This window comes from Pseudoalteromonas sp. BMB (assembly GCF_001709235.1).
In the GTDB taxonomy this organism is placed as follows: Bacteria; Pseudomonadota; Gammaproteobacteria; order Enterobacterales; family Alteromonadaceae; genus Pseudoalteromonas; species Pseudoalteromonas maricaloris.
Genome location: NZ_MBQA01000161.1, coordinates 204,372 through 229,110, shown reverse-complemented (window position 1 = coordinate 229,110; position 24,739 = coordinate 204,372). Strand labels below are relative to the sequence as shown.

The 24,739-nt window shown below is 44.0% G+C and carries 22 protein-coding genes and 1 tRNA gene; 14 read left to right on the top strand and 9 right to left on the bottom strand.

From position 1 onward, the window contains the following. Positions 1-38: 38 nt before the first annotated feature. From gshB to ruvX, 3 genes are read left to right on the top strand one after another with little or no spacing between them, the layout of a single operon-like run. Positions 39-998 (top strand): glutathione synthase, encoded by a 960-nt coding sequence (gene gshB, locus BB427_RS12025; protein ID WP_010379037.1) that lies wholly within the window; start codon positions 39-41, stop codon positions 996-998. A 19-nt stretch (positions 999-1,017) separates the two neighbouring features. Beyond that, the gene (locus BB427_RS12020; RefSeq protein ID WP_010379034.1) at positions 1,018-1,575 is read left to right on the top strand and encodes a YqgE/AlgH family protein; all 558 of its coding nucleotides are present in this window, start codon (positions 1,018-1,020) and stop codon (positions 1,573-1,575) included. Between the two features lie 42 nt (positions 1,576-1,617). Then, positions 1,618-2,067 (top strand): Holliday junction resolvase RuvX, encoded by a 450-nt coding sequence (gene ruvX / locus BB427_RS12015; protein WP_017217006.1) that lies wholly within the window; start codon positions 1,618-1,620, stop codon positions 2,065-2,067. A gap of 304 nt (positions 2,068-2,371) precedes the next feature. On the opposite strand, the gene BB427_RS12010 is transcribed toward ruvX, so the two are convergent. From BB427_RS12010 to BB427_RS12000, 3 genes are read right to left on the bottom strand one after another with little or no spacing between them, the layout of a single operon-like run. Further along, positions 2,372-3,256: a hypothetical protein gene (locus BB427_RS12010; protein WP_069020917.1), complete on the bottom strand. Its 885-nt coding sequence runs from the start codon at positions 3,254-3,256 to the stop codon at positions 2,372-2,374. Beyond that, entirely contained in the window at positions 3,234-4,355 is a 1,122-nt protein-coding gene (locus BB427_RS12005; protein WP_010607713.1) for a PilT/PilU family type 4a pilus ATPase, read from the bottom strand. The genes BB427_RS12010 and BB427_RS12005 overlap by 23 nt, the downstream gene beginning before the upstream one ends. A 14-nt stretch (positions 4,356-4,369) precedes the next feature. After that, a complete protein-coding gene (locus tag BB427_RS12000; protein ID WP_069020916.1) occupies positions 4,370-5,416 on the bottom strand; it encodes a type IV pilus twitching motility protein PilT in 1,047 nt (348 codons plus the stop codon). A gap of 30 nt (positions 5,417-5,446) precedes the next feature. Here BB427_RS12000 and BB427_RS11995 point away from each other — a divergent pair, with 30 nt between their 5' ends. The 7 genes from BB427_RS11995 (at position 5,447) to BB427_RS11965 (ending at position 11,599) form a co-directional block, all read left to right on the top strand. Further along, entirely contained in the window at positions 5,447-6,130 is a 684-nt protein-coding gene (locus BB427_RS11995) for a YggS family pyridoxal phosphate-dependent enzyme (RefSeq protein WP_045989162.1), read from the top strand. 13 nt (positions 6,131-6,143) lie between these two features. Beyond that, on the top strand, positions 6,144-6,965 hold the full coding sequence (gene proC, locus BB427_RS11990; RefSeq protein WP_039494449.1) for a pyrroline-5-carboxylate reductase: 822 nt from the start codon (positions 6,144-6,146) through the stop codon (positions 6,963-6,965). A 9-nt stretch (positions 6,966-6,974) separates the two neighbouring features. Then, positions 6,975-7,508 (top strand): YggT family protein, encoded by a 534-nt coding sequence (locus BB427_RS11985; protein WP_069020915.1) that lies wholly within the window; start codon positions 6,975-6,977, stop codon positions 7,506-7,508. A gap of 10 nt (positions 7,509-7,518) precedes the next feature. After that, positions 7,519-7,953, top strand: coding sequence for a DUF4426 domain-containing protein (locus BB427_RS11980; protein WP_069020914.1), 435 nt, complete (start codon positions 7,519-7,521; stop codon positions 7,951-7,953). Between the two features lie 7 nt (positions 7,954-7,960). Beyond that, on the top strand, positions 7,961-8,554 hold the full coding sequence (locus BB427_RS11975; RefSeq protein ID WP_069020913.1) for an XTP/dITP diphosphatase: 594 nt from the start codon (positions 7,961-7,963) through the stop codon (positions 8,552-8,554). Continuing rightward, a complete protein-coding gene (gene hemW, locus BB427_RS11970) occupies positions 8,551-9,687 on the top strand; it encodes a radical SAM family heme chaperone HemW (protein ID WP_069020912.1) in 1,137 nt (378 codons plus the stop codon). Before BB427_RS11975 ends, hemW begins: the two co-directional genes overlap by 4 nt. Positions 9,688-9,766: 79 nt before the next feature. Next, a complete protein-coding gene (locus BB427_RS11965; RefSeq protein ID WP_069020911.1) occupies positions 9,767-11,599 on the top strand; it encodes a DUF885 domain-containing protein in 1,833 nt (610 codons plus the stop codon). Between the two features lie 401 nt (positions 11,600-12,000). Here the strand turns inward: BB427_RS11965 and BB427_RS11960 are convergent, their stop codons facing one another. From BB427_RS11960 to BB427_RS11950, 4 genes are all read right to left on the bottom strand, one after another. After that, positions 12,001-13,803 carry a sensor histidine kinase gene (locus BB427_RS11960; protein ID WP_069020910.1) on the bottom strand — a complete coding sequence of 601 codons (1,803 nt, stop codon included), beginning with the start codon at positions 13,801-13,803 and terminating at the stop codon, positions 12,001-12,003. A 44-nt stretch (positions 13,804-13,847) separates the two neighbouring features. Next, entirely contained in the window at positions 13,848-15,239 is a 1,392-nt protein-coding gene (locus tag BB427_RS11955; protein WP_069020909.1) for a diguanylate cyclase domain-containing protein, read from the bottom strand. A 313-nt stretch (positions 15,240-15,552) separates the two neighbouring features. Then, complete coding sequence (locus tag BB427_RS24800) at positions 15,553-15,684, bottom strand: hypothetical protein (RefSeq protein ID WP_260491979.1); 132 nt, start codon at positions 15,682-15,684, stop codon at positions 15,553-15,555. 37 nt (positions 15,685-15,721) lie between these two features. After that, positions 15,722-15,806 (bottom strand) — tRNA-Leu (locus BB427_RS11950). 317 nt (positions 15,807-16,123) lie between these two features. On the opposite strand from BB427_RS11950, the gene BB427_RS11945 reads away from it, so the two are divergent. Continuing rightward, the gene (locus tag BB427_RS11945; RefSeq protein WP_069020908.1) at positions 16,124-16,621 is read left to right on the top strand and encodes an RDD family protein; all 498 of its coding nucleotides are present in this window, start codon (positions 16,124-16,126) and stop codon (positions 16,619-16,621) included. 93 nt (positions 16,622-16,714) lie between these two features. On the opposite strand, the gene lptG is transcribed toward BB427_RS11945, so the two are convergent. Both lptG and lptF read right to left on the bottom strand, forming a co-directional pair. Continuing rightward, entirely contained in the window at positions 16,715-17,782 is a 1,068-nt protein-coding gene (gene lptG / locus BB427_RS11940) for an LPS export ABC transporter permease LptG (protein ID WP_017217017.1), read from the bottom strand. Beyond that, complete coding sequence (lptF, locus tag BB427_RS11935; RefSeq protein WP_045988567.1) at positions 17,779-18,891, bottom strand: LPS export ABC transporter permease LptF; 1,113 nt, start codon at positions 18,889-18,891, stop codon at positions 17,779-17,781. The genes lptG and lptF overlap by 4 nt, the downstream gene beginning before the upstream one ends. Positions 18,892-19,087: 196 nt before the next feature. On the opposite strand from lptF, the gene pepA reads away from it, so the two are divergent. From pepA to BB427_RS11920, 3 genes are all read left to right on the top strand, one after another. Further along, positions 19,088-20,599, top strand: coding sequence for a leucyl aminopeptidase (gene pepA, locus BB427_RS11930; RefSeq protein WP_010377415.1), 1,512 nt, complete (start codon positions 19,088-19,090; stop codon positions 20,597-20,599). A gap of 793 nt (positions 20,600-21,392) precedes the next feature. Further along, on the top strand, positions 21,393-21,839 hold the full coding sequence (locus BB427_RS11925; RefSeq protein WP_010377414.1) for a DNA polymerase III subunit chi: 447 nt from the start codon (positions 21,393-21,395) through the stop codon (positions 21,837-21,839). Between the two features lie 20 nt (positions 21,840-21,859). Next, on the top strand, positions 21,860-24,709 hold the full coding sequence (locus tag BB427_RS11920) for a valine--tRNA ligase (RefSeq protein ID WP_069020907.1): 2,850 nt from the start codon (positions 21,860-21,862) through the stop codon (positions 24,707-24,709). The last annotated feature ends 30 nt before the right edge of the window (positions 24,710-24,739 follow it).

Genomic DNA, 24,739 nt, shown 5'->3' with positions numbered 1-24,739 from the left:
TATCATGGGTAAACTCAGCAAGCGCAATGGGAGCGTCTATGACGATTAAATTAGGGATCATTTCCGATCCAATCAGTGGCTTTAACATTAAAAAAGACACCGGGTTTGCCATGATGCTGGCGGCACAACAGCGCGGCTATGAATTGTATTACATGGAAATGAATGACCTTTTCTTGTACCAAGGCGTTGCCAAAGCGACCGCAGCAAAAGCGCAGGTATTTGACGATACTTCCCATTGGTATGAACTAGCTGAGAAACAAGAAATCGATTTGGGCGACCTTGACGTTATTTTAATGCGTAAAGATCCGCCTTTTGACACTGAATATATTTACGCCACTTATATTCTTGAGCGCGCTGAACTTGCGGGATCGCTTGTGGTAAATAAACCACAAAGCCTGCGCGACGCCAATGAAAAGCTCTTTACTGCGTGGTTTAGCGAACATACTCCAGATACTTTGGTTACGCGTAATCAATCACAAATTCGCGAGTTTTTAGCTAAACATGGCGATATCATTCTCAAGCCTTTAGATGGGATGGGCGGCGCGTCTATTTTTAGAGTAAAACAAGATGATGCAAATATTGGCGTGATCTGCGAAACACTTACCGAGCATGGTTCTCGCTATGCGATGGCGCAAAACTATATCCCAGCCATTAAAGACGGTGATAAGCGCGTGTTAGTGGTAGATGGTGAAGTGATGCCATACTGCTTGGCTCGCATTCCACAAGGCGGGGAAACTCGTGGTAATCTCGCGGCAGGTGGCCGTGGTGAAGCAAGACCTATTAGCGAATCGGACCGGAAAATTGCCGAAGCCATTGCCCCAACGTTGAAGGCAAAGGGCCTGATATTCGTTGGCCTAGATATCATTGGCGATAAACTTACCGAAATCAATGTGACCGCACCAACTTGCGTGAAAGAAATTGAAGCGGCGTATGACATTTCAATTATGGATAAGTTTTATGATGCGATCGAGCGAAAACTCGACCATACTAAAAACTAACCATTAAGGGGGTCTGGTTATGAAATCACTCGCTAATCACTTTTTAGTGGCAATGCCCAGCATGGACGACCCTTTTTTCAATCATACGGTAACCTATCTTTGTGAACACAGCGAAGATGGTGCGATGGGGTTGGTGGTAAACCACCCTATCGATATCACCGTGGGCGAATTGCTTGATCAAATTGATATCGATAACGACAAATCTAGCCAAGCGGCTAAGGTAAATATCTACGCCGGTGGGCCTGTTCACACCGACAGAGGTTTTGTACTACATACGCCAAAGTTTGGTTACGCCTCAAGCCAAGAGCTTAGCTCCGAAATTATGATCACCACATCAAAAGATGTTTTAGCCTCTTTAACGTCATCACACTCTCCCGAAGGTTTTATCATCACCTTGGGCTATGCTGGATGGGTAAGTGGTCAACTAGAGAAAGAACTAAAAGAAAACACTTGGTTAGTCGTCGAGGCAGACCCCGAAATCATATTTAATACGCCACCCGAAAAGCGTTGGGAAAAAGCAGTACAAATGCTTGGTATCGACGTTGCACAATTAAGCTCGCAAGCGGGTCATGCGTAACTAGCCTGTCATTTTGAGCTTAGGTTAATAAACGAAGTATTCATGGAAAACAAAAAAGAGAAAGTGCCTAAAGGTAAACGTAGCGTCATCGGGTTTGACTTTGGCACTAAAAGTATCGGCTTGGCTATCGGCCAAGAAATCACTGCAACCGCATCAAGTTTAGGTGCTGTAAAGGCAAATGATGGTATTCCAAATTGGGATGACATCGCCGTATTTATTAACGAATGGCAACCTGATTTATTAGTGGTTGGTCTACCGCTGAATATGGATGGTACCAATCAAGATTTAACATTCAGGGCAAAAAAGTTTGCCAACCGCCTGCATAACCACTTCCGGTTGCCGGTAGAAACACAAGATGAGCGCTTGACGACAGCTGACGCCAGAGCACGCTTATTTGAACAAGGTGGCTATAAGAACCTCGCAAAAGGTAAGGTAGACGGCATGTCCGCTTGTATTATTCTCGAAAGCTACTTTGAAGCAATGTGGGAATAGCCTGACTAACTCTTGGGCCTGTTGAGCTTTATTTTCCACCAAGTGAATTGATATTTATACACGGCGTAGTCGGTGTAGCGATAACACACTAAAAATATCAATCTAGCGCCGACCTTTAATATCAAAAATTCAGTACTGATATTAAAGGTACGGCTAACTGTAAAAGTCCATCATATTTAACGGACTCTCAACGCTTTCAATCACCAGCAGTAAGGCAACTCTTATTCCTCTAAACACTATGGTGAAATCGCCGTTTTTGTACAGCTAGCAAAGCAACTCTAGCCGCGAGTAGGCGTATAAATGACTAGCGAAGCTCCTGTGCAGGGTTTACGACTTGGTACTTATTCAAATCAGGTATTAACCCTGCTTGCTGATACGCGCTAGTGATCCGGCCTTGCTCACGTAGTATTGCAAGGCCTTTTTGTAATGCAGCAAACGCTCGTTCACCTTCTGGGTGAAGCCGAGACACCGCAAAATGTCTGCTGTCGTTTAACAGCACGACTAGATGCTCATTAGCAATGAGCTCAACATCTTCCAAAACAAAGCGATTATCTAGCTTCGGCATAAGCGGCATCAACATAAAGTCGACCCAACCTTTGCTCACCATACGCGCTTGTGACATCCAATCTGGTTCAGCATGAAGCTGTTTAAGCGGAAGTGACTCCAAGGTTTGCCAATCAGTCTGCCACTTAGGGTTCGATACCGAAGTTAGCTGGGTGAGCCCTTGCTCCGCTTGTAGCTGCTTTACTTTTTGATTATCTATCCCGTGATAAATACCAGCAAAATACTGACCTTTTTGAATAACCGGCTCACTGATAAAAAGCAGCCGACCTTTATTTTCAAGGTCTGCTTTCCAATAACTATCAAAGTGAAGTAGTTGTTCCCCTTTTTCAAGCAAATTGGATTCACGAAAACTGACAAAGCCTGGCGTAAAAATAAATGCTTTGTCGAAGCCACCTTTTTGCAAGGCTTGCTGTGCTATCACCATATCGACAACATCACGGCGTAAATACTGGCCACTAAAATCGGTAATTTTTGTGACGTCGCGTTCACCAACAAAACGTTGATAATCTGCTAGGACATCATCTCTAATAAAAACATTAAGTGCTTCGCTGGCATTAAGTACACCAGCAAAGCTCAGCACAAAAGCGAATAGGTAGCTGCGTTTAGTTCTTCGAATCCAACCCATCTACCGTAACCCCTTGTAGGAAGCCCGCACCTTTTTGTTCATTATTTTGCAGCTTGATCATCAAGCGCAGATCGTTTGGCGAGTCAGCATGATGTAGTGCGTCGGCATAGTTGATCCGCTGCTGCTTATAAAGCTCAAACAACGCTTGATCAAAGGTTTGCATGCCCATGTCTTTCGATTTTGCCATTGCCTCTTTAATCGAGCCAATATCGCCTTTTTTAATAAGCTCGGCAACGAGTGGGGAGTTCAGTAACACTTCAATGGCCGCCTCTCGACCTTCGCCTTTTGAAGAAGGCACTAGTTGTTGCGCCACAATAGCGCGCAAGTTCAGCGCCAAATCGTACTTCAATTTATCGTGCTTTTCTTTGGGGACTAAGTGCATGATACGGTCGATGGCTTGGTTAGCATTATTGGCATGTAAAGTTGCAACGCATAAATGCCCCGTTTCAGCAAAACTCAGTGCATACTCCATGGTTTCTTGCGAGCGAATTTCACCAATTAAAATAACATCTGGCGCTTGGCGTAATGAACTTTTTAAGGCAGATTCAAAACTGTCAGTATCAATGCCCACTTCACGCTGAGTAATGATGCTTTTTTGGTGTTGATGCACAAATTCGATGGGATCTTCAATGGTCAAAATATGGCCACGTTGGTTACGATTGCGATAACCGAGCAGTGCAGCAAGCGAGGTTGACTTACCCGTGCCCGTACCGCCCACAAATAACACCAAGCCACGTTTGGACATGATCACATCGGTCAGTACCGACGGCAAACCTAGCTCATTAACATCTGGAATAGCGGTAACGATACGGCGAATAACCATGCCCGCACAATCCCGTTGCCAAAATGCTGAAACACGAAAACGCCCGATATCATTGGCAATCGCAAAGTTGCACTCTTTAGTGTTAAAGAATTCTTGCTTTTGCTTATCGCTCATAATCGAGGTAACAAGATTCAGTGACTGCTCGGCATCTAAGCTTTCTTCACTTAAGGCTCTAAGTTCGCCATCGATTTTGGCGCTCACCGCAAGCCCAGCCGAAACGAATAAGTCGGATGCTTGCTGATTAGCCATCGTTTGCAAAAACGGTTCTATATTCATCGCTACACCACTACCTAATAGCCGCTATTAAACTGATTTTTATCGTGCGCTTTTGCACGCGCATCTTGCTGTGTGATCAAACCACGGTTTAATAAATTTGTAAGACATTGATCCATGGTCTGCATACCGTGCATTGCACCGGTTTGAATTGCCGAATACATCTGTGCAATCTTATCTTCACGAATAAGGTTACGAATAGCGGGGATCCCGAGCATGATTTCATGCGCTGCTATTCGCCCGCCGCCAACTTTTTTCACCAACGTTTGTGAAATCACCGCTTGTAGCGACTCTGACAGCATAGAACGCACCATGTCTTTTTCTTCACCTGGGAACACGTCCACAATACGGTCGATGGTTTTTGGTGCTGAGGTAGTATGCAAAGTACCAAATACTAAGTGACCTGTTTCCGCGGCAGTTAGCGCTAAACGAATGGTCTCAAGATCACGTAATTCACCAACTAAAATAACGTCAGGATCTTCACGGAGTGCACTTCTCAGCGCCGCGTTAAAGCTGTGCGTGTCTCTATGTACTTCACGTTGGTTAATAAGGCTTTGCTTGTTGTTGTGAACAAATTCTATCGGGTCTTCGATGGTTAAAATATGGTGATGTTTGTTGTTATTAATATAATCCACCATCGCAGCCAGCGTGGTTGATTTACCAGAACCTGTCGGGCCGGTTACCAATACTAAGCCACGTGGGTTGTCGGAAATTTTGGTAAAAATGTCTGGTGCCCCCAAATCATCTAAACTCAGCACTTGATTTGGAATGGTACGGAACACCGCAGCTGGACCACGATTTGAATTAAAGGCGTTAACACGAAAACGCGCCAGATTTGGCACTTCGAACGAGAAATCTACCTCAAGGTTTTGCTCATAGTCACGACGTTGATTATCATTCATAATATCGTAGATGAGGCTGCTGACGTCTTTTACTTCTAACGGCGGAATATTCACCCGACGTACGTCCCCGTCAACGCGGATCATAGGGGAAACACCTGAAGAAAGGTGTAAGTCAGATGCTTTGTGTTGAACACTAAAAGCCAATAATTCTGTAATATCCATTTATAACTCCACAATGAGCACTAGTACTATATGGTTACAATAGCAGAACGCTTAGATAACGCCTACGGCAGGATAGAAAAAGCCAAGCAAAACTGTCAATTCAGCGAAACAGTACAATTACTCGCGGTTTCTAAAACCAAACCTATCGCAGATATTGAGGCTGCGATTGCGGCAGGTCAAACCCAATTCGGTGAATCTTACGTACAAGAAGCGGTTGATAAAGTTACCTATTTTAAGCAAAACAAAGCGCTTGAATGGCACTTTATTGGTCCAATCCAGTCCAATAAATCAAGATTAGTCGCCGAAAACTTCCATTGGGTACAAAGCGTGGATAGAGAGAAAATCGCACGCAGGCTAAATGAGCAAAGACCAACAAACTTAAAGCCACTCAAGGTGCTATTGCAGGTCAATATTAGCGGTGATGACAACAAATCAGGTTGTCATCCCAATGAGGTTGATACGCTGGCGCAGTTTATTAATGACTGTCGTCAATTGGAGCTTCGTGGCTTAATGACTATCACAGAGCAAACCGATGATAAACAAAAGCAATTACAATATTTCCAGCAAATGCGCGCTTGCTTTGATAGACTAAAGGACCAATATCAACAGCTAGATACCTTATCGATGGGAATGAGTGGCGATTTAGACACTGCGATTGCAGCAGGTTCCACTATGGTTCGCATTGGTACTGATATTTTTGGCAAACGACAGTGAGGTGAATAACACAATGTCAAACAAGACAATTGCATTTATTGGAACGGGAAATATGAGCTATGCCATTATCGGTGGCATGATCAAAAGTGGCTTTGACGCGCAGTCTATTATTGCCACCAACCGCAATGCAGAGAAACTTGCCAAAGTCGCAGAGCAATTATCGGTAAGAACAACACAAGATAATCTAGAAGCAGTCGCCGCGGCTGACGTCATTGTCTTGTCTGTAAAACCACAGATGATGGCCGAGCTGTGTCAGACCTTTCAAGATGCAGATATTGATATTAGCAATAAACTGTTTATCTCTGTCGCCGCCGGAATTACCGTTGCACGACTGAGAGAAATGCTCGGCCAACCGGTCAAAATGGTGCGCTGTATGCCTAACACGCCATCGTTGCTCGGACGTGGTGTGTCTGGCTTGTATGGCGTAGATATCAGCGATGAAGAAAAAGACTATGTTGAGCAAGTATTTTCATCCACGGGGATTGCCCTGTGGCTTGATGAAGAGTCGAAAATCAACGACGTTATTGCGGTAACGGGTTCGTCTCCAGCGTATTTCTTCTTATTTATGGAAGCCATTGAAGAAAAGGCCAAAGCCCTAGGTTTCAGTCCTGAGGAAGCCAGAAAGCTTGTGCAGCAAACTGCGCTAGGCGCAGCTGAAATGGCATTATCACAACCAGAAATTAGCATCGCTCAGCTACGCGCTAACGTCACCTCTAAAGGTGGCACAACCCACGCAGCCGTTGAGCACTTAAAAGCACAACAATTACCAAAAACCGTAGCGGACGCGATGGATGCATGTATCGCGCGCGCAGAAGCAATGGAAAAAGAAATCTAAAGGTGACCAATGAATGCCATGCAATTTTTAATCGGGATCGTATTTGATCTATTTTTAATGGTCGTATTACTACGATTCTGGTTGCAGCTTGTCAAAGCGGACTTTTATAACCCGCTAAGTCAAGCGGTTGTTAAAGCAACCTCTTTTGCCGTGAACCCACTGAGAAAAATCATTCCGGGTGTAGGCGGTTTAGATCTTGCCTCTTTGGTGCTGGCATTCATTATTGGTTTTGCCAAAATGGCGACGCTGATGGCGTTATTCGGTGGTTACTTTGACGCTTTAGGCGCGCTGATTGGTGGTGCTATTACCGTAGTTAAAGAAGCATTTAGTCTGGTGTTCTGGATCCTTATTATTCGTGCCATTTTAAGTTGGGTAGCGCAAGGCTACAATCCAGTTGCCGCCGTGTTCGAGCAATTAACAGAGCCGATGCTAAGACCTATTCGTAAGGTTATCCCACCACTAGGCGGACTGGACTTATCTATTTTAGTCCTAATTATCGGCATGCAATTTTTGCAGATCCTAATGATGGATTTACTGAGATAGGAGCATCCAAATGAAATCATTTATTATTGCGTTAATGATGCTGCTTGCACCAATCGCATTCGCTCAAGATGAACAAGGCGGCCAATTTAAAGACTTAGGTCCTTGGGAAGTGCATTATATCGCCTTCCCATCCACCTTTGTTCAGCCCACCATTGCAAAAGCGTATGGCTTAATTCGTAGCGGTAACAAAGCGATTGTAAATATCTCGGTCTTGGCCGACAAGCCAGGAAAGCCCGCAGTTAAGGCACGCGTTGCAGGTAGCGCCAAAAACTTACTTGGTAAAACCGTACAGCTAGAGTTTAAAGAAGTCGTGGAAGGTGAGGCAATATACTATCTTGCCCAATTAGATTACGACGATGAAGATATTTTTCGTTTCGACATTGAGATCAGTGAAGGTAAGCAAAGCCGCAAACTCACGTTCTCACAAAAGTTTTATGTAGAGTAGAGAAAATATGTCAAATAAAGTGGTACTTGCCACGGGCAACCAAGGTAAAGTCAAAGAGCTTAGCGCGATGCTAAATCAGTATGACATTGAGGTATTACCGCAAAGTGATTTCAACGTGTCAGAGGTTGCAGAAACCGGCACGACCTTTGTGGAAAACGCCATTATCAAGGCTCGTCATGCAGCTAAGATTTCTGGCTTGCCTGCCATTGCCGATGACTCAGGCCTTGAGGTAGACGCGTTAAACGGCGCACCTGGAGTATATTCAGCGCGTTATGCTGGCGCAAACGCCGACGACCAAAAAAATATTGATCACTTACTCGCAGCGCTTGGTGAACAAACTGAGCGCAGCGCCCGTTTTTGGTGTGTTCTAGTTTATATGCGCCACGCTGACGACCCAACGCCGATTATTTGTCAGGCAAGTTGGGAAGGTGAAATCACCACAACGCAACAAGGCCGAGAAGGGTTTGGTTACGACCCAATCTTTAAGGTACAAGGTTTAGACTGCACATCAGCAGAGCTAACCAAGGAAGAAAAAAACGCAATCAGCCATAGAGGACAGGCACTTAAACAACTCGTCAGTCACTTTCAAGGCCTCGCGTGAAACTACCTCCATTAAGTCTTTATGTGCACGTACCTTGGTGCGTGCAAAAGTGCCCTTACTGTGATTTCAACAGCCATGGTAAAAAGGGCGATATTCCTGAAACGGAATATATTCAACATTTGCTCCACGATATCAAAGCCGATCTTCACTATGTTCAAGGCCGTAAACTCAGTAGTATTTTTATTGGCGGTGGCACCCCCAGCCTGCTTTCAGGTGAAGCGTACCGCTATTTACTCAGTGAAATTGAGGCGCTAATTGGTTTTGAGGATGACATTGAAGTCACTTTAGAAGCGAATCCAGGCACAGTTGAGACCGATCGTTTTAAACATTATGTCGCGGCTGGCATCAATCGTATTTCGATAGGTGTGCAAAGCTTACAACAGGAAAAGCTTACTCAACTTGGTCGTATTCATGGCGAGCAAGAAGCGCTCAATGCCGCTCAAGAAGCGCATCAAGCAGGATTAAATAGCTTTAATCTTGATTTGATGCATGGTCTTCCCAATCAATCGGTTAGCGATGCCTTAAGTGATTTAGAAAAAGCCATTGCGATGGCACCGCCACACCTTTCTTGGTATCAATTAACCATTGAGCCAAATACGCAGTTTGCCTCTAAGCCTCCGGTTTTACCTGAGGATGAAACACTGTGGGACATCCAAGAACAAGGTCAGGCATTACTTGCAGAGCACGGCTACCAGCAATATGAGATCTCAGGCTATGCCAAAGCGGGATTTCAATGTCGACATAACTTGAATTATTGGCAATTTGGCGATTATCTCGGGATCGGCTGTGGTGCACATGGCAAAATCACTTTGCCTGAGCAGCAACAGATCTTAAGAACCGTAAAGGTAAAACACCCTCGCGGCTATATGGATCTGAGTAAACCCTATTTGTATGAGCAATGGCATGTTGCAAACGATGACAGACCATTTGAGTTTTTTATGAATGTATTCCGTTTAAAAACTGCTGCATCAAAACAACAGTTTATTGACTACACTGGTCTTGAACTTAGCGCTATTGCAACGCAAATTGCTGAGGCCGTAGATAAGGGTTTGATTGAGGAAACCAACGATTCATGGCTAGTTACAAATAAAGGCCACCGATACCTCAACGATCTGCTAGAGTTATTTGTTTAATATAGAAATTATGCGGGTGATATTCACTGCAACCCGCATGAAAACCGCCATTCGGCAACATATAATAAAAGGGTATAAAATGCGTAAATTAACCATTTTAGCAGCAGCGGTAAGCGTCGCGCTTTTTGCTGGCTGTCAACAAACCACACACTCTCCAGCACCTGCTCCAAAAGCTGAACAACAAGTCGTAAAAAGTGAAGTAGAAAAGGCAAACGCACTTTTTGAAGCGTCGTTTACCCGTGGCGTAATGCGTAGCCCAGTTTACCAAACTTATATGGGTATCAAACAAGACTACGACAAGTGGGATGACGGCAGCGAAGCGCGCCAACTTGAAGATCTTGAACTGACGAAACAAGACTTAGCTGCGCTTAATGCAATTGATCGCAGTAAGCTAGATGCCAATACGCAAGTGAGCTACGACTTATTCAAGCAAGGTCTTGAAAACACCATTGCTGATTTTAAATGGCGTTATCACTCATATCCGGTAAATCAGATGTATGGTACACACTCAATGGTGCCTGCATTTTTAATCAACCAGCATCAAATTACCGATGTGAAAGATGCCAAAGCCTATATCTCACGTTTAAACGGTGTACCGGCTGTATTTGATCAGCTCATCATTGACTTAAAAGCGCGTGCGGACAAAGGTATTATTGCACCGAAATTCGTTTTCCCTCACGTCATTGAATCAAGTGAAAATATCATCAAAGGTGCACCATTTGCTGCGGGTGACGACTCAACGTTACTGGCTGACTTCAAACGCAAAGTAGCAACACTTGAAATCAGTGAAGACGAGAAATCAGCGCTGGTAAAAGAAGCAACAGACGCGCTAACAACAGCAGTAAAGCCTGCTTATAACAAGTTGATTGGTTACCTACATAAACTTGAGAAAAAAGCAGACAATCGTGATGGTGCATGGAAGTTCCCTAACGGCGAAAAGTTTTATAATAACGCCCTAGCACGTACGACAACCACAGCATTAAGCGCTGAAGAAATTCACGAAATCGGTTTATCTGAAGTGGCGCGTATTCATGACGAAATGCGAGCAATCAAAGAGAAAGTGGGCTTCAAAGGCGATTTAAAAGCCTTTATGGAGTTCATGAAAACCGACAAACAGTTTTACCTTCCAAATACAGAAGCTGGTAAGGCACAATATTTAGCCGAAGCCAAAGCGATGATCGATAATATGAAGTCACGCTTGGATGAGCTGTTTATCGTTAAGCCAAAAGCGGACATGATAGTAAAACGCGTAGAGGCATTCCGCGAAAAATCAGCCGGTAAAGCTTTCTACCAGCAACCTGCGCCTGATGGCTCACGTCCTGGTGTTTACTATGCCAACCTTTACGACATGGAAGCGATGCCGACTTACCAAATGGAAGCCTTGGCTTATCACGAAGGTATTCCGGGTCACCACATGCAGATAGCGATTGCTCAAGAGCTAGAAGATATGCCTAAATTCCGTAAGTTTGGTGGCTACACTGCATACATCGAAGGTTGGGGTTTATATTCTGAGCTTGTACCAAAAGAAATGGGGTTATACGAAGACCCTTATTCAGATTTTGGTCGCTTAGCGATGGAATTATGGCGTGCGTGCCGCTTAGTGGTAGATACGGGGATCCACGCAATGAAGTGGACACGTCAAGAAGGTATTGATTACTACGTAAATAATACACCTAATGCTAAGTCAGACGCAGTGAAGATGGTAGAGCGCCATATTGTTATGCCTTCACAAGCTACAGCGTATAAAGTGGGGATGTTGAAGATCTTAGAACTTCGTGAAGCCGCTAAGAAAGAACTAGGCGATAAGTTTGATATTCGTGAGTTCCACGACGTCGTACTGAAAAATGGCCCAGTTCCACTAAACGTGCTTGAATCATTTGTTGATGAGTGGGTAGCGAGCAAAAAAGGCTAATACCTACTGCCAATGAACCGAATAAAAGCCAGCATGCTCAGTCACGCTGGCTTTTTTACTTTATTTACCTTACATAAGCTGTATTCAGATAAGCAAATCGGTCTAAGAAATAACGGCCGCTAGAGAGCGAGTTGTTATTCCATGCTGAGATTACTTAACCTGAGGTTTGGATAAGGAATGAGCTAACTAATTGCTTTTAAACTCATATTAAATTATTTCCTTATCTAGCCAGAGAGTTTTGGGGATAACCCCGCTCTCGCGTCCTGCTACCGCCCTGGTACCTACATCCTGTAGGCAAGACGAATTTATGCACCAATAGCTAGCTATTGGAAGTGAATTCAACGCAGTTAGCACAAAAACTGGCTGCTAGAAAGGCGTTAATTATCCGAAGCTCAGGTTACTTACTCTTCTGTAAAATTAAACTCTGTTCCGGTTAAAATAATATGCAAGCAGGCACCACCATGCGCAGGGCTTTGCATTTTGATTTCGCCCTTCAACTTTTGTGTTACTAAGTTATACACAATACTCAAGCCAAGCCCTGTCCCCCCCGAAAAACGCTTTGAAGTGACGAAAGGCTCAAAAATAGCAGGCAATAGCTCTTTATCTATTCCCGCGCCGTCATCTTTAAAATAAAAATGGATATAATCATTAATTAACACGGTAGATACCACAATATTTAGCTTTTGCCCGTCAATCTTGGCGTGCTTGATGCAATTGTTAATACTGTACCCAACAACTTGGCTAAACACCGATGGGTAACTGATTAAAGTTAAGTTTTCGGGGATTTCGAGTTCAATGGCATAGTCTTCTTGGTTTAATTCTGATTGGTAACAATCAAAGACATTTTTAACTAAATGCTTAAGGTTGAACGTGCTCTTTTCTTCAAACTCTCGATTCACTGCCACAAGCTTAAAATCATCTACCAGCGAGGCTGTGCGGTGGAGGTTATTTTCTAATAAATATAGCGCGGCTTCTGCCTCAGTAATTAGTGTCGTCAAGGTTTGCCGCTGTAACTTACCAAGTTCAAGTTGCGATTTTAGTGTCGCGACTTGCTCTTTTAAATGAGATTGGCTGGTAATAGCAACACCAAGCGGCGTATTAAGCTCATGAGCAAAGCCACTCACCATATTTCCTAAACTCGCCATTTTGGCTTCTTCGATTAAGCGTTGCTGCGCTGCGCTTAGGCGCGCAAGCAAGGTCTCAATAAATGCTAATAGGTCATCGAGTTGATGAGCAATTTGTGCAATCTCATCGTTACCGTCAATATTCACCCTTAAACTAAAGTCTTCAAGCTTAGCAACTTTTACGAGTACTTTATTGATAGCCAGTATATGCCGTGTGACTTTGCTATTTTGATAATTCAGTAAGATAAGCACAGCAATATTCATCAGTACAATTAAAATGAGGCCATATAAAATGATACTTTCTTTACGTTCTTGCGTAACGGCTTGGGTACGGATTGATACTAGCTCAAACTGGCTTCTTAATTTTTGCTTCTCGGTGAATAGCTCCGCACGTACGCCTTCACCATCGTGCAAACCTAGCTTTCGCAAAATAGCAACATAGCTTGCAAAACCCGCTTCATAACGTTTAAGCAAATTGCTTATCTCTTCACTTAGCCCACTGTCTTTGATTAGTTGCTCAGCATGCATGACGAGTTGTTCATGCTGCTGCAAATAACTTAAGTCTGCTCTTAACAAAAAGTCTTTTTCTCTACGCCTTAATTCCAATATGGCAATTTCCAACTGAGGTATAGCTTTACCAGAAATTCGATCCTGCAAGGCATGAGCGCTACGTCTGAACTCACCATAAATACCTGCATTTTCGTCGTAGCCGAGTTGTTCATGCAAACGGATAAGTTCATCTAGTTTACCAAAGTAGGCTTTTGACAGTTCATCGAGCTGTAATAGCAAAGGCAGCAAGGCCTCTTCATTGGCCATAAAATTAAGCAAGTTACTAAAGCTATCCTGATAGCTGTACTTTAATTGTGGGATGACAGAAACATCATCTTTTTGTGCTCGAATAAGAATATGCTCTTCTTGATCCATGGTTCGTTGTAGAGCGGTTTGCAGCTGAGTAAGTTGTGCAGTAAGGCGAGCACTACGGCTCACTTCGTAATACAAAAACCAGCTGACGAAAATGATCACAATCGCAGAAGTCAACGCGGCAATTTTGAAAAATAGAACTGACTGCTTTAGCTGCACGGCACATTCTCACTTAATTGATACTCTGTAAGCTTAGTATAGTTCTAGTGGGTTTCCTGATTTGTTTCCAAAACCTCACTTTCTTTTTGCTGTCGTTGCGACATATTTTTATCGTAATACATGCTGTGATCGGCGCGAGCCATGAGTTCTGAAACACTATCTTGATTTGCTGAAGGAAAAGCATAACCAACGCTTACTGTCGTTTGAATAGTGTGCCTATCAATTTGTAGCGGTTGCTTTTCAACCTGCTCCTTAATGTTTTTTATAATTGAGTTAACCAAAGCGTCTTCTGATACTCTGTGTAAAATAATAACAAACTCGTCTCCCCCCAATCGCGCGATAAAATCGTACACACGCACTGAATTCATCAAAATTGACGAGACATGAAGCAACAGCTTATCTCCCACTTCATGACCAAACTTATCGTTTACTTGTTTAAAATTATTTAGATCGAGGTTAAGCAGCACAAATGACGGTTGCTCTGAACGACCAAGTAGCGTATTGAGTTGCCTAATCGCATAGCGACGGTTGGGCAACTTAGTTAAATCATCTTGCAACGAGGCGGTATGTGCTAAGTGATACGAACGATAGAGTACTAATAACGAGAGAAACAATATTGAGGCAACAGCAGTAACCAAAATCTGAGCTTGTTGCCTTGCCTCCGCATAGGTGTTCTCGTCTATTTGATAATCAGCCACAAGCTGCCATTCACCAGATGGTAAATTGATTGGGATGACTAAATCTGGTGTTTCAAACAAGGTAGCAGAGCCATAAAAGACATCCCCCTGTTCACCTAGCCCATCTCGACCTCGAATCGCTAAAGTGGCACTGTCCAATTCGTTAATGCCACTATATTCAAGCAGCTTTTGATAATCTAAAACTACACTAATTGCGCCCCAGTAGTTTTCATTCCTCGGATAATCCGAAAATACAGGAAACCTCGCAATCAAGGCTTCACCGCCTTGCACTAGCTGCAATGGACCTGCGATAAATACTTTTTGAGAGGTTCTTGCAATTTCAACAGTGCGAAATTGTTCAGAGTTAGTGCGAAAATCGAAACCGATAGCCGCTCGGTTCCCTTCAACTGGATAGACATGACTAATAATATTATTGGGTGCAAGCCCCACATGACGAATCAGCGTCGACTTTTCAACGGCTTTAGCAACCACATGAGACCAATGCTCAATTGCAAAGTCAGGATCGATTGTAACAAAGGTCGCTAAACTCTCAGCCAGATAGGTGTCCATAAATATGGCGTTTTCAATTTTAGCGCGGACAAGTGAAATGTTAGACCTTACCGTTTCGGTTCTTTCGCTTACTTCCTGAACCACAATAGAGTGAGAAATAAGATTTACCGCGTAGAAAGTCAAACTCCAGAACACGATGGTAAACAACGATAACAGCACTATGGTTTGCTTTTCTACGGTTACCTTCATCGCCTCTCTTGCCTAATAAAATTTAGCTGCTTAAATCTACAATAAACCAATTTAATTACAAAAGCATAGGCAATCTATCAAAAACTGCCAGTTTTGTGAGGAAGTAACTGTCAGTTTAGAATAATGGGTTGAATCGTGGAGGTGGCTTGATTTGTAGCGACGAATAGCACCTGTGATGTGACGCTTGCTTAAATCAATTCGTCGAGATAAGACCAATTCGTTCGTCGAGATAAATCTCGACCTACAATTGAGGCATAAAAAAACCCTTGCTAAAAAGCAAGGGTTTTAAAAAGTGGTACCAGTGGGCGGACTCTTAACCTGTATTAGCGCCACCCGCGTGGCGCCCAAGTCCAGTTGCACAAGGCTGGTCTGTAGAGAGAAACCAATCCACTGAGCCAATTAATCTAATTCGTCGAGATAAATCTCGACCTACAATTCGAGGCATAAAAAAACCCCAACCAATCGGTTAGGGTTATAAAAAGTGGTACCAGTGGGCGGACTTGAACCGCCACGCCCGAAGGCAACGGATTTTGAATCCGTCATGTCTACCAATTCCATCACACTGGCATAATTTTTCTTTCATCTTCTAAAACAAGAGAAAATAAAGAAAAACCACTTTGAGCTCAGGCTTTTTTTATTTGCCTTCGTCTCTATGCATTGCATTATACAAAGGCGATTAAGAACGGCAAGTAATTTTTTTGCAATAAGGCGTTAACTGCTTGTTATTTGCGCACAATCAGTTAAATATTGCCCTAAAGTCAACTTTATTTCTGCTAAAACGGCAAAGACAAGGCGTTGCTAGTCCATTAGTTAACGTAATTCAGTAAACGTTTTACCGGTTTATGTGTAAAATACTCCGCAACCTTGTAATTATGAGAGTTGTTATGTCACATTTTGCTCCAGCGAATTTCAGCCGTCGCTTGGCTTCACTTATATACGACAGCTTAGTGGTCGTCGCGTTCGCAATGCTGACTACCGTGTTATTTTTACTAACCATCAATGCCTTAATTTCATTTAACCTGCTCGCGCTTGGCAATCATGAAGACGTATCGGCGCTGATCCAAGCGGATCCTATCTTATATACACTTAGAGCCATGTTATTGGTGCTGGTTTCGGTGCTGTTTTTTGCCTATTTTTGGACTAAGAGCGGCCAAACTATCGGCATGCGTGCGTGGCGCTTAAAAGTGCAAACCCCCGACGGAGCACTGTTAACTTGGCCAAAAGCAATCGCTCGTAGCCTATGCGCGCTACTTGGACTGGGTAATCTGATAGTATTGTTAGACTTTAAAAAGAAAAGATCGCTTCAGGATATGCTGTGTGGCACTGAGGTAGTGGTACTGAGCAAAGAGGAAAATAAAAAGGTGTATAACAGCTTAGATTAATCTAAGCTTCAAATAGCAGCCTATTCCATTAGCCATGTCCATAAAAAATATAGGCCTCAATATGAGACCTATATTTTTACCTAACTCAAAACGTTAATTTTGTTTCTTCAGCAGATGGATAGCCAATCCAATAAATAACAAGCTCGGCATTAACGCGCCAACCACCGGTGGAACTTGATATACCATCACGATAGGGCCAAAAATTTCATTACTCAGATGAAAAGCTAAGCCTGTTACCACGCCCATAATAATCCGCGCGCCCATGCTCACCGTCCTCAGTGGCCCGAAGATAAATGACAAAGCCACCAGCAGCATTACCCCAATTGTGAGCGGCTGCATCACCTTACGCCACAGCGCGAGTTCATAGCTACTTGAATCTTGCTCATTTTGCTTTAGATAAGCAAGAAATGACCATAACCCTGTAAAAGACAAAGCATCGGGCTCTATCGACACAACACCTAGCCTGTCTTCACTTAATTCAGACTCGTAAAGCATTGATTTTGAATAATGCGTTGTAATTTGCTGTTGATCGATATGCACTTCTTCCACGTCTTGCAATTGCCAGCCGTTAGAGATGCTTTGCGCCGACTGAGCGCGTACGATTTTTGCCAGTGTTAGTGAGTCATCGAAATAATAAATTGCGATATCTTTAAGCTTACCGTTTTTTTCAACATTACCAATGTTAATAAAATTGCCGCCATCTTTCGCCCAAACACCACGCTGAGCGCTGTAGACTTCACCGCCATAAATTGCTTCGTTTTTTAACCGTTTTGCGGTTTGCTCCGCTTTTGGTGCGCCCCACTCCCCAAGCGCCATCATCAGTAGCGCCAGCACCACTGCCGTTTTCATCACCGACATAATAATTTGAAAACGCGACCACCCAGCCGCTTGCATAACAATTAGTTCACTGCTTGAGGCAAGTGCACCAAGGCCAATCAGACCACCAATCAACGCAGCCATCGGGAAAAATACAACAATATCGCTTGGCATGCTGTAAATGGTATAGAGCATGGCGCCAAGTAAATCATAGCTGCCACGACCAACCGAGCGTAATTGCTCAATAAACTTTATAAGCGTATTGATCCCCACAAAAACTAATAGCGCGAAACCTGTGGTTTGTAAGATGCTACGCCCTAAGTACCAATCTAGCGTCTTCATCATGCCGTCGTCTCCCGTTTCATAAATACCGAGCGAACCCACACACCAAAAGGTCTTCCTTTCGCAATTAAATAAACGCCAATAAAGAGCACACTTAAATGGATCCACCAGAGACCGACTGAGGCTGGTACTTTTTCTTCTGCTAACAGAAACTTGCCTGCATTGAGTAAAATGAAATACCCCAAATATAGCGTAATTGCTGGCACGAGCTTAGCGAACTTGCCTTGTCTTGGGTTAACCACACTCAGTGGTACAGCCAATAGAGTGAGTAACAAAATGGAAATAGGCACCGATAATCGCAACTGAAATTGCGCTTTTGCTTCTGGCGTATCCATTTCAAGTAACTGTAAGCTTGGAATAGCCTCTAATTTGCGGCGCTGGTGTTCAATTTCTTGTTCTTTAATTTGCACTTGGTAAGTACCAAATTCAGTGCGATTAAGTGCTTGGCTGAAGCCATCAGTCTCGTAACGCTTACCTTCATGAAGGAGTAATTGCTGCTCACCACTATCAAGCTCAATCACTTCACCTTTTTGCGCATACACTAAACGAGCGGCTTGATTTGAGTCCTTCTCGGGCAATTGCGCGACAAACACTTTGTCTAATTCGCGGCCTTGTTCGCTAATACCGTGAACAAATACCACCGCTTTTTCATTGCCCGTTTGCTGAAATCTACCGGCTCTGAGAGTAGAAAGCCCCGACTCCGCATCGGCTTGCTCTCTTAATTGGTACTCTTTTTCGCTCGCCCAAGGTGCAATATACATACTCACACAAGCGGCCAGTAATGCAAAAAATACACTAGAGACTAAAGTCACCCTAACCACATACCACTCACTGACCCCGCAGGCGCGCAGTACTGTCATTTCACTGTCGGCGTAGATGCGACTATAGGCTAAAATGATCCCAAGAAAGAGACTAAGCGGTAAAATATAACCGGCCAACTGTGGCAGTTTTAACGCAAGCATAGCAAGTACTAACTTACCCGGTATACTCCCTTCAGACGCTGAGCTCAGAATGAGTACAAACTTTTGTGACAAAAATATTGTCATTAAGGTGAGAAAAACCGCAACCTGAGATTTTAGTACTTCACCCGTTAAATAGCGGAAAATAAGCAATGTTCGTCCCTATAAAACGTCTTGTTTCACTGGAATAGTGGGAAAAATTGAGTAAACTGATTATTTTAGTCACTTTATTATATGTCAATGCGCCGGAATATCCTACCTAAGGTTAAAGCATATTCATGACTTTAATGTAGGAAAGTGTGTTGGCATAAAAAGTTCAAAATGACATGACAAAGACTCAGGAGTCGCAATGGAATTCAGCGTTAAAAGTGGTAGTCCAGAGAAACAGCGTAGTGCATGTATTGTTGTAGGTGTATACGAGCCGCGCCGTCTCTCACCAATTGGTGAACAGCTGGATAAAATAAGCGAAGGCTATATCTCAAATTTACTCAGACGTGGTGATCTTGAAGGCAAACCAGGACAAGTTCTACTTCTTCATCATGTACCAAATGTACTCAGCGAACGCGTTTTGTTAGTGGGTTGTGGTAAGGAAAGAGAGCTCGACGATAAACAATACAAACAAATTATCTCTAAGACCATCAATACGTTAAATGAAACTGGTTCAATGGAAGCGGTATGTTTTCTGACTGAGCAACATGTTAAAGGTCGTGATACTTACTGGAAAGTTCGCCAAGCGGTCGAAACCACGCAAGATTGCCTATATACCTTTAATCAACTAAAAAGCAAAAAGAGTGAGGCTAGACGCCCGCTACGTAAAATCGTCTTTAACGTACCAACGCGCCGTGAATTAACAATCGGTGAAAGCGCGATTGAGCACGGTCTTGCTATCGCCGCTGGTAGTAAGTTGTGTAAAGATGTTGCGAATATGCCACCAAATATCTGCAACCCTCGTTATTTGGGCGAGCAAGCACAACAGTTGGCTGAAGACTTTGATAACGTTACCGTTAACCTTGTTGGTGAACAAGAAATGGAAGAACTAGGTATGCACTCATACCTAGCGGTTGGCCGTGGCAGTCGCAACGAATCAGTGATGTCGGTTATCCACTATAACGGTGGTGACGAAGGCCAAGCACCAATCGTATTCGTGGGTAAAGGCTTAACATTTGACTCGGGTGGTATTTCTATCAAGCCTGGCGAAGCGATGGATGAAATGAAATACGACATGGGCGGAGCCGCAGGCGTACTTGGCTTAATGCGAGCTGTCGTACAAATGCAACTGCCACTTAATGTAATTGGTGTTTTAGCTGGCTGCGAAAATATGCCAGGGGGCGATGCTTACCGTCCGGGCGATATTTTAACCACCATGTCCGGTCAAACCGTTGAAGTACTCAATACGGATGCCGAAGGCCGCTTAGTACTGTGCGATGCGCTAACTTACGTTGAAGCATTCGAGCCAGAAACCGTTGTCGATGTTGCGACATTAACGGGGGCATGTATTGTTGCGCTTGGTAGCCATGCGACAGGTTTATTATCTAACCATAACCCGCTTGCCCATGATTTGCTAAAAGCGTCAGAACAAAGTGGCGACAGAGCGTGGCAACTGCCGCTTTGGGATGATTATCAAGAACAACTTGAAAGCCCATTTGCTGACTTTACGAACTTAGGTGGTCGCGCAGCTGGCACAATTACAGCCGCGTGTTTCTTGTCTAAATTTACGAAAAAGTACAACTGGGCGCATTTAGACATTGCAGGTACTGCATGGCGCAGCGGCAAGAACAAAGGCGCTACAGGTCGTCCTGTGCCTATGCTGATGCAATATTTACTTAACCGCGCCAATATCACGGACGCACAGCAAGACTAATAGTCTAGTCGCGACACTTAACAAGCATAAGTCGCGACATAAAGTCGCTGCTACACAAGGTTAACCCAAACCGTAGCAGCGGGTTTACCCCGCGACATAAAGTCGCAGCTGCAAAAAGTTAATCCAAACCGTAGCAGCGGGTTTACCCCGCGACATAAAGTCGCAGCTACACAAGGTTAATCCAAACCATAGCAGCGGGTTTACCCCGCGACATAAAGTCGCAGCTCACAAGGTTATTCCAAACCGTAGCAGCGGGTTTACCCCGCGACATAAAGTCGCAGCTACACAAGGCAAACCCAAACCGTAGCAGCGGGTTTACCCGCGACATAAAGTCGCAGCTGCAAAAAGTTAATCCAAACCGTAGCAGCGGGTTTACCCCGCGACATAAAGTCGCAGCTCACAAGGTTATTCCAAACCGTAGCAGCGGGTTTACCCCGCGACATAAAGTCGCAGCTACACAAGGTTAATCCAAACCGTAGCAGCGGGTTTACCCCGCGACTATATCCCGCACCAAATTAACACTACAAAGCAACTAAACAACCTCAGCAAGCACTTCCCACCACTTGCCATATTTTATTCTTCTTCTCTTGCTTCTTGATTGATGGTATTGCCTTTATATGGCAGAATACAGGCTTATTTATGTGCATTTAAGTGGCGCTATAATTAGTTTTAAACTAAGCCGCGCATACTGATTTTCTTCGTCTACGCTATCACGGTAAACAAGATTACAGATATTGAGCTGCTGTGGAGCCTGTGGCAAACCTCAGTACTCCTCGCAATTGGTATTATTATCATGACTATCAAAGCGCGCTTTTACGTGTTAAAACAAAACGATGAGCCGGGGATTAGCGTTCCGGCTCATTTTGATCTGGCAGCACAAACTGCGGCGAGCTTATATCAAGCTGGACACCGTATCTTTGTTAACGTCGATAATACTGACGACGCTCATTTATTCGATGAGCACCTTTGGTGTTTTGACGCAGACAGGTTTGTGCCCCACAACTTACAAGGCGAAGGCCCCAAAGGCGGCGCACCGGTGGAAATTGGCACTATGCCTCCTGCTGCTCGTCGCCCCGTGCTTATTAATCTAGCTCGGGTCGTCCCTGACTTTATTCGTCGCTTTGAACAGGTGATAGATTTTGTGCCTGTTGAAGCCAGCGCTAAGCAAGCCGCACGAGAACGCTTTAAGCAACTTCGTGCACTTGGCGCAACAATTTCCACTGAAGACATTGAGAAATAGCATTTTTAGGGTTCTGTGTAATGGATAAAACCTACAATCCACAAGATATTGAACAGTCTTTGTATCAAGACTGGGAGTCAAATGGCTACTTTAAGCCATCAGGCAATGGTGACGCATACTCGATTATGATCCCACCGCCGAATGTCACAGGTAGTCTACACATGGGCCACGCGTTCCAAGACACTATCATGGACACTTTGATCCGCTATCAGCGTATGAAGGGCAAAAACACGCTATGGCAAGTGGGTACTGACCACGCCGGTATCGCCACTCAGATGGTTGTTGAGCGTAAGCTTGCAGCCGAAGAAGGTAAATCACGCCATGATTTAGGCCGTGACGAATTCATCAATAAAATCTGGGAATGGAAAGAGCAATCAGGTGGCACAATCACCAAACAGTTACGTCGTTTAGGTGCGTCTGTAGATTGGGATAGAGAACGTTTTACGATGGATGACGGCCTGTCTGAAGCTGTAAAAGAAGTATTCGTTCGCCTATATCAAGACGACTTAATCTACCGTGGTAAGCGTCTAGTTAACTGGGATCCTAAATTACACACTGCGATTTCTGATTTAGAAGTTGAGAATAAAGACAAGCAGGGCCATATGTGGAATTTGCGCTATCCACTTGCGGATGGCGTAACCACTAAAGATGGTAAAGACTACATTATCGTAGCAACCACTCGTCCAGAAACCATGCTTGGTGACACTGGTGTTGCAGTAAACCCGGATGATGAACGTTACCAAGACTTAATTGGTAAAGAAATTCTACTTCCTATTGTCAACCGTCGCATTCCTATCGTTGCTGATGAACATGCAGATATGGAAAAAGGCACGGGCTGCGTAAAAATCACGCCAGCACACGACTTTAACGATAACGAAGTTGGTAAGCGCCATGAGCTGCCAATGATCAACGTGTTCAACAAAGACGCGGCTGTTCTGAATACGGGTGAGTGCTTTACTTTTGATGGTAAGCCACTTGAAGCGATGGATGCACCAATTCCAGAGCGTTTCCACGGCCTTGACCGTTTCGATGCGCGTAAGCAAATTGTTGACGAGTTTGAGCAGCTTGGTCTACTTGAGAAAATCGACGATCACAGTCTAACCGTTCCTTACGGCGACCGCTCTGGCGTAGTAATCGAGCCACTACTTACCGATCAGTGGTATGTTCGCGTTGCACCTCTTGCAGAGCCTGCTGTAAAGGCGGTAGAAGATGGCGATATTCAATTTGTACCTAAGCAATACGAGAACATGTACTTCTCTTGGATGCGTGATGTTCAAGACTGGTGTATTTCCCGTCAACTTTGGTGGGGCCACAGGATCCCGGCATGGTATGACAACGAAGGTAATGTATATGTTGGTCGTGACGAAGCAGAAGTTCGTCAAAACCATAACCTTGATGCAAATGTGGCGCTGACCCAAGATGAAGACGTACTAGACACTTGGTTCTCTTCTGCACTGTGGACCTTCTCAACGTTAGGTTGGCCTGAAAATACGGAAGATCTAAAGGTATTCCACCCTTCGGATACCTTGGTTACTGGTTTCGACATTATCTTCTTCTGGGTAGCTCGCATGATCATGATGACCATGCATTTCATCAAAGATGAAGATGGTAAACCTCAAGTTCCATTTAAGACCGTTTATGTGACTGGCCTTATTCGCGATGAAAATGGCGATAAGATGTCTAAGTCAAAGGGGAACGTGTTAGATCCACTAGACATGATTGACGGTATCGATCTTGAGAGCCTAGTGACTAAACGTACTGGCAACATGATGCAACCACAGCTTGCGGCAAAAATCGAGAAGAATACGCGCAAAACATTTGTCGATGGTATTGAAGCACACGGTACTGATGCATTGCGTTTCACTCTTGCAGCAATGGCGTCAACGGGACGTGATATCAACTGGGATATGAACCGTCTTGAAGGTTACCGTAACTTCTGTAACAAGCTTTGGAATGCTAGCCGTTATGTATTGATGAACACAGAAGAACAAGACTGTGGCTTCAACGATAACGAAAAAGTGTATTCTCTAGCGGATCGTTGGATTTTAGGCCAATTCCAAAATACAGTTAAGGTGTTCTCTGAGCACTTGGATAACTATCGCTTTGACCTTGCGGCAAACACTATTTATGAGTTCACATGGAACCAATTCTGCGACTGGTATCTAGAGCTAACTAAGCCAATTCTATTTAAAGGCAATGAAGCGCAGCAGCGTGGTACACGCCATACGCTTATCACTGTATTGGAAGGCTTACTTCGTTTGATGCACCCACTAATGCCTTATATTACAGAGACAATTTGGCAACGTGTAGCACCAATCGCAGGTGTCGAAGCGAAGACAATTATGCTTGAAGCGTTCCCAGTATTCGACGAAAGCAAAGTTGATGCGCAAGCGATGGCAGACCTTGAGTGGGTGAAGCAGTTTATTATTGCTATCCGTAACATTCGTGGTGAAATGGACATCAGTCCAAGCAAGCCGCTAAACGTGTTACTTACTGGTGCAAGCGAAGATGACAAACGTCGTCTAGAAGAAAACCAAGCTTTCTTAAGCGCTCTGGCAAAACTGGAAACGGTAGATTTGCTTGCAAGCAAAGACGAAGCACCAGCTTGTGCGACTGCGTTTATCGGCGACCTTGAAATCATGATCCCAATGGCAGGTCTGATTGATGTAGAAGCAGAACTTGCGCGTATTGCTAAGCAGCTTGAAAAAGCAGAAAAAGGTCTTGAGCAGGTTGAAAAGAAACTCGCAAACGAAAAGTTTGTGAGTAACGCACCTGAAGCAGTACTTGCTAAAGAGAAAGCAAAATTAGCTGAGTTTAGCGATGCAAAAACTAAGCTACTTGAACAAAAAGCAAAGATAGAAAGCTTGTAATCGCTTTCTATCTTGACTGGTTTCATACAT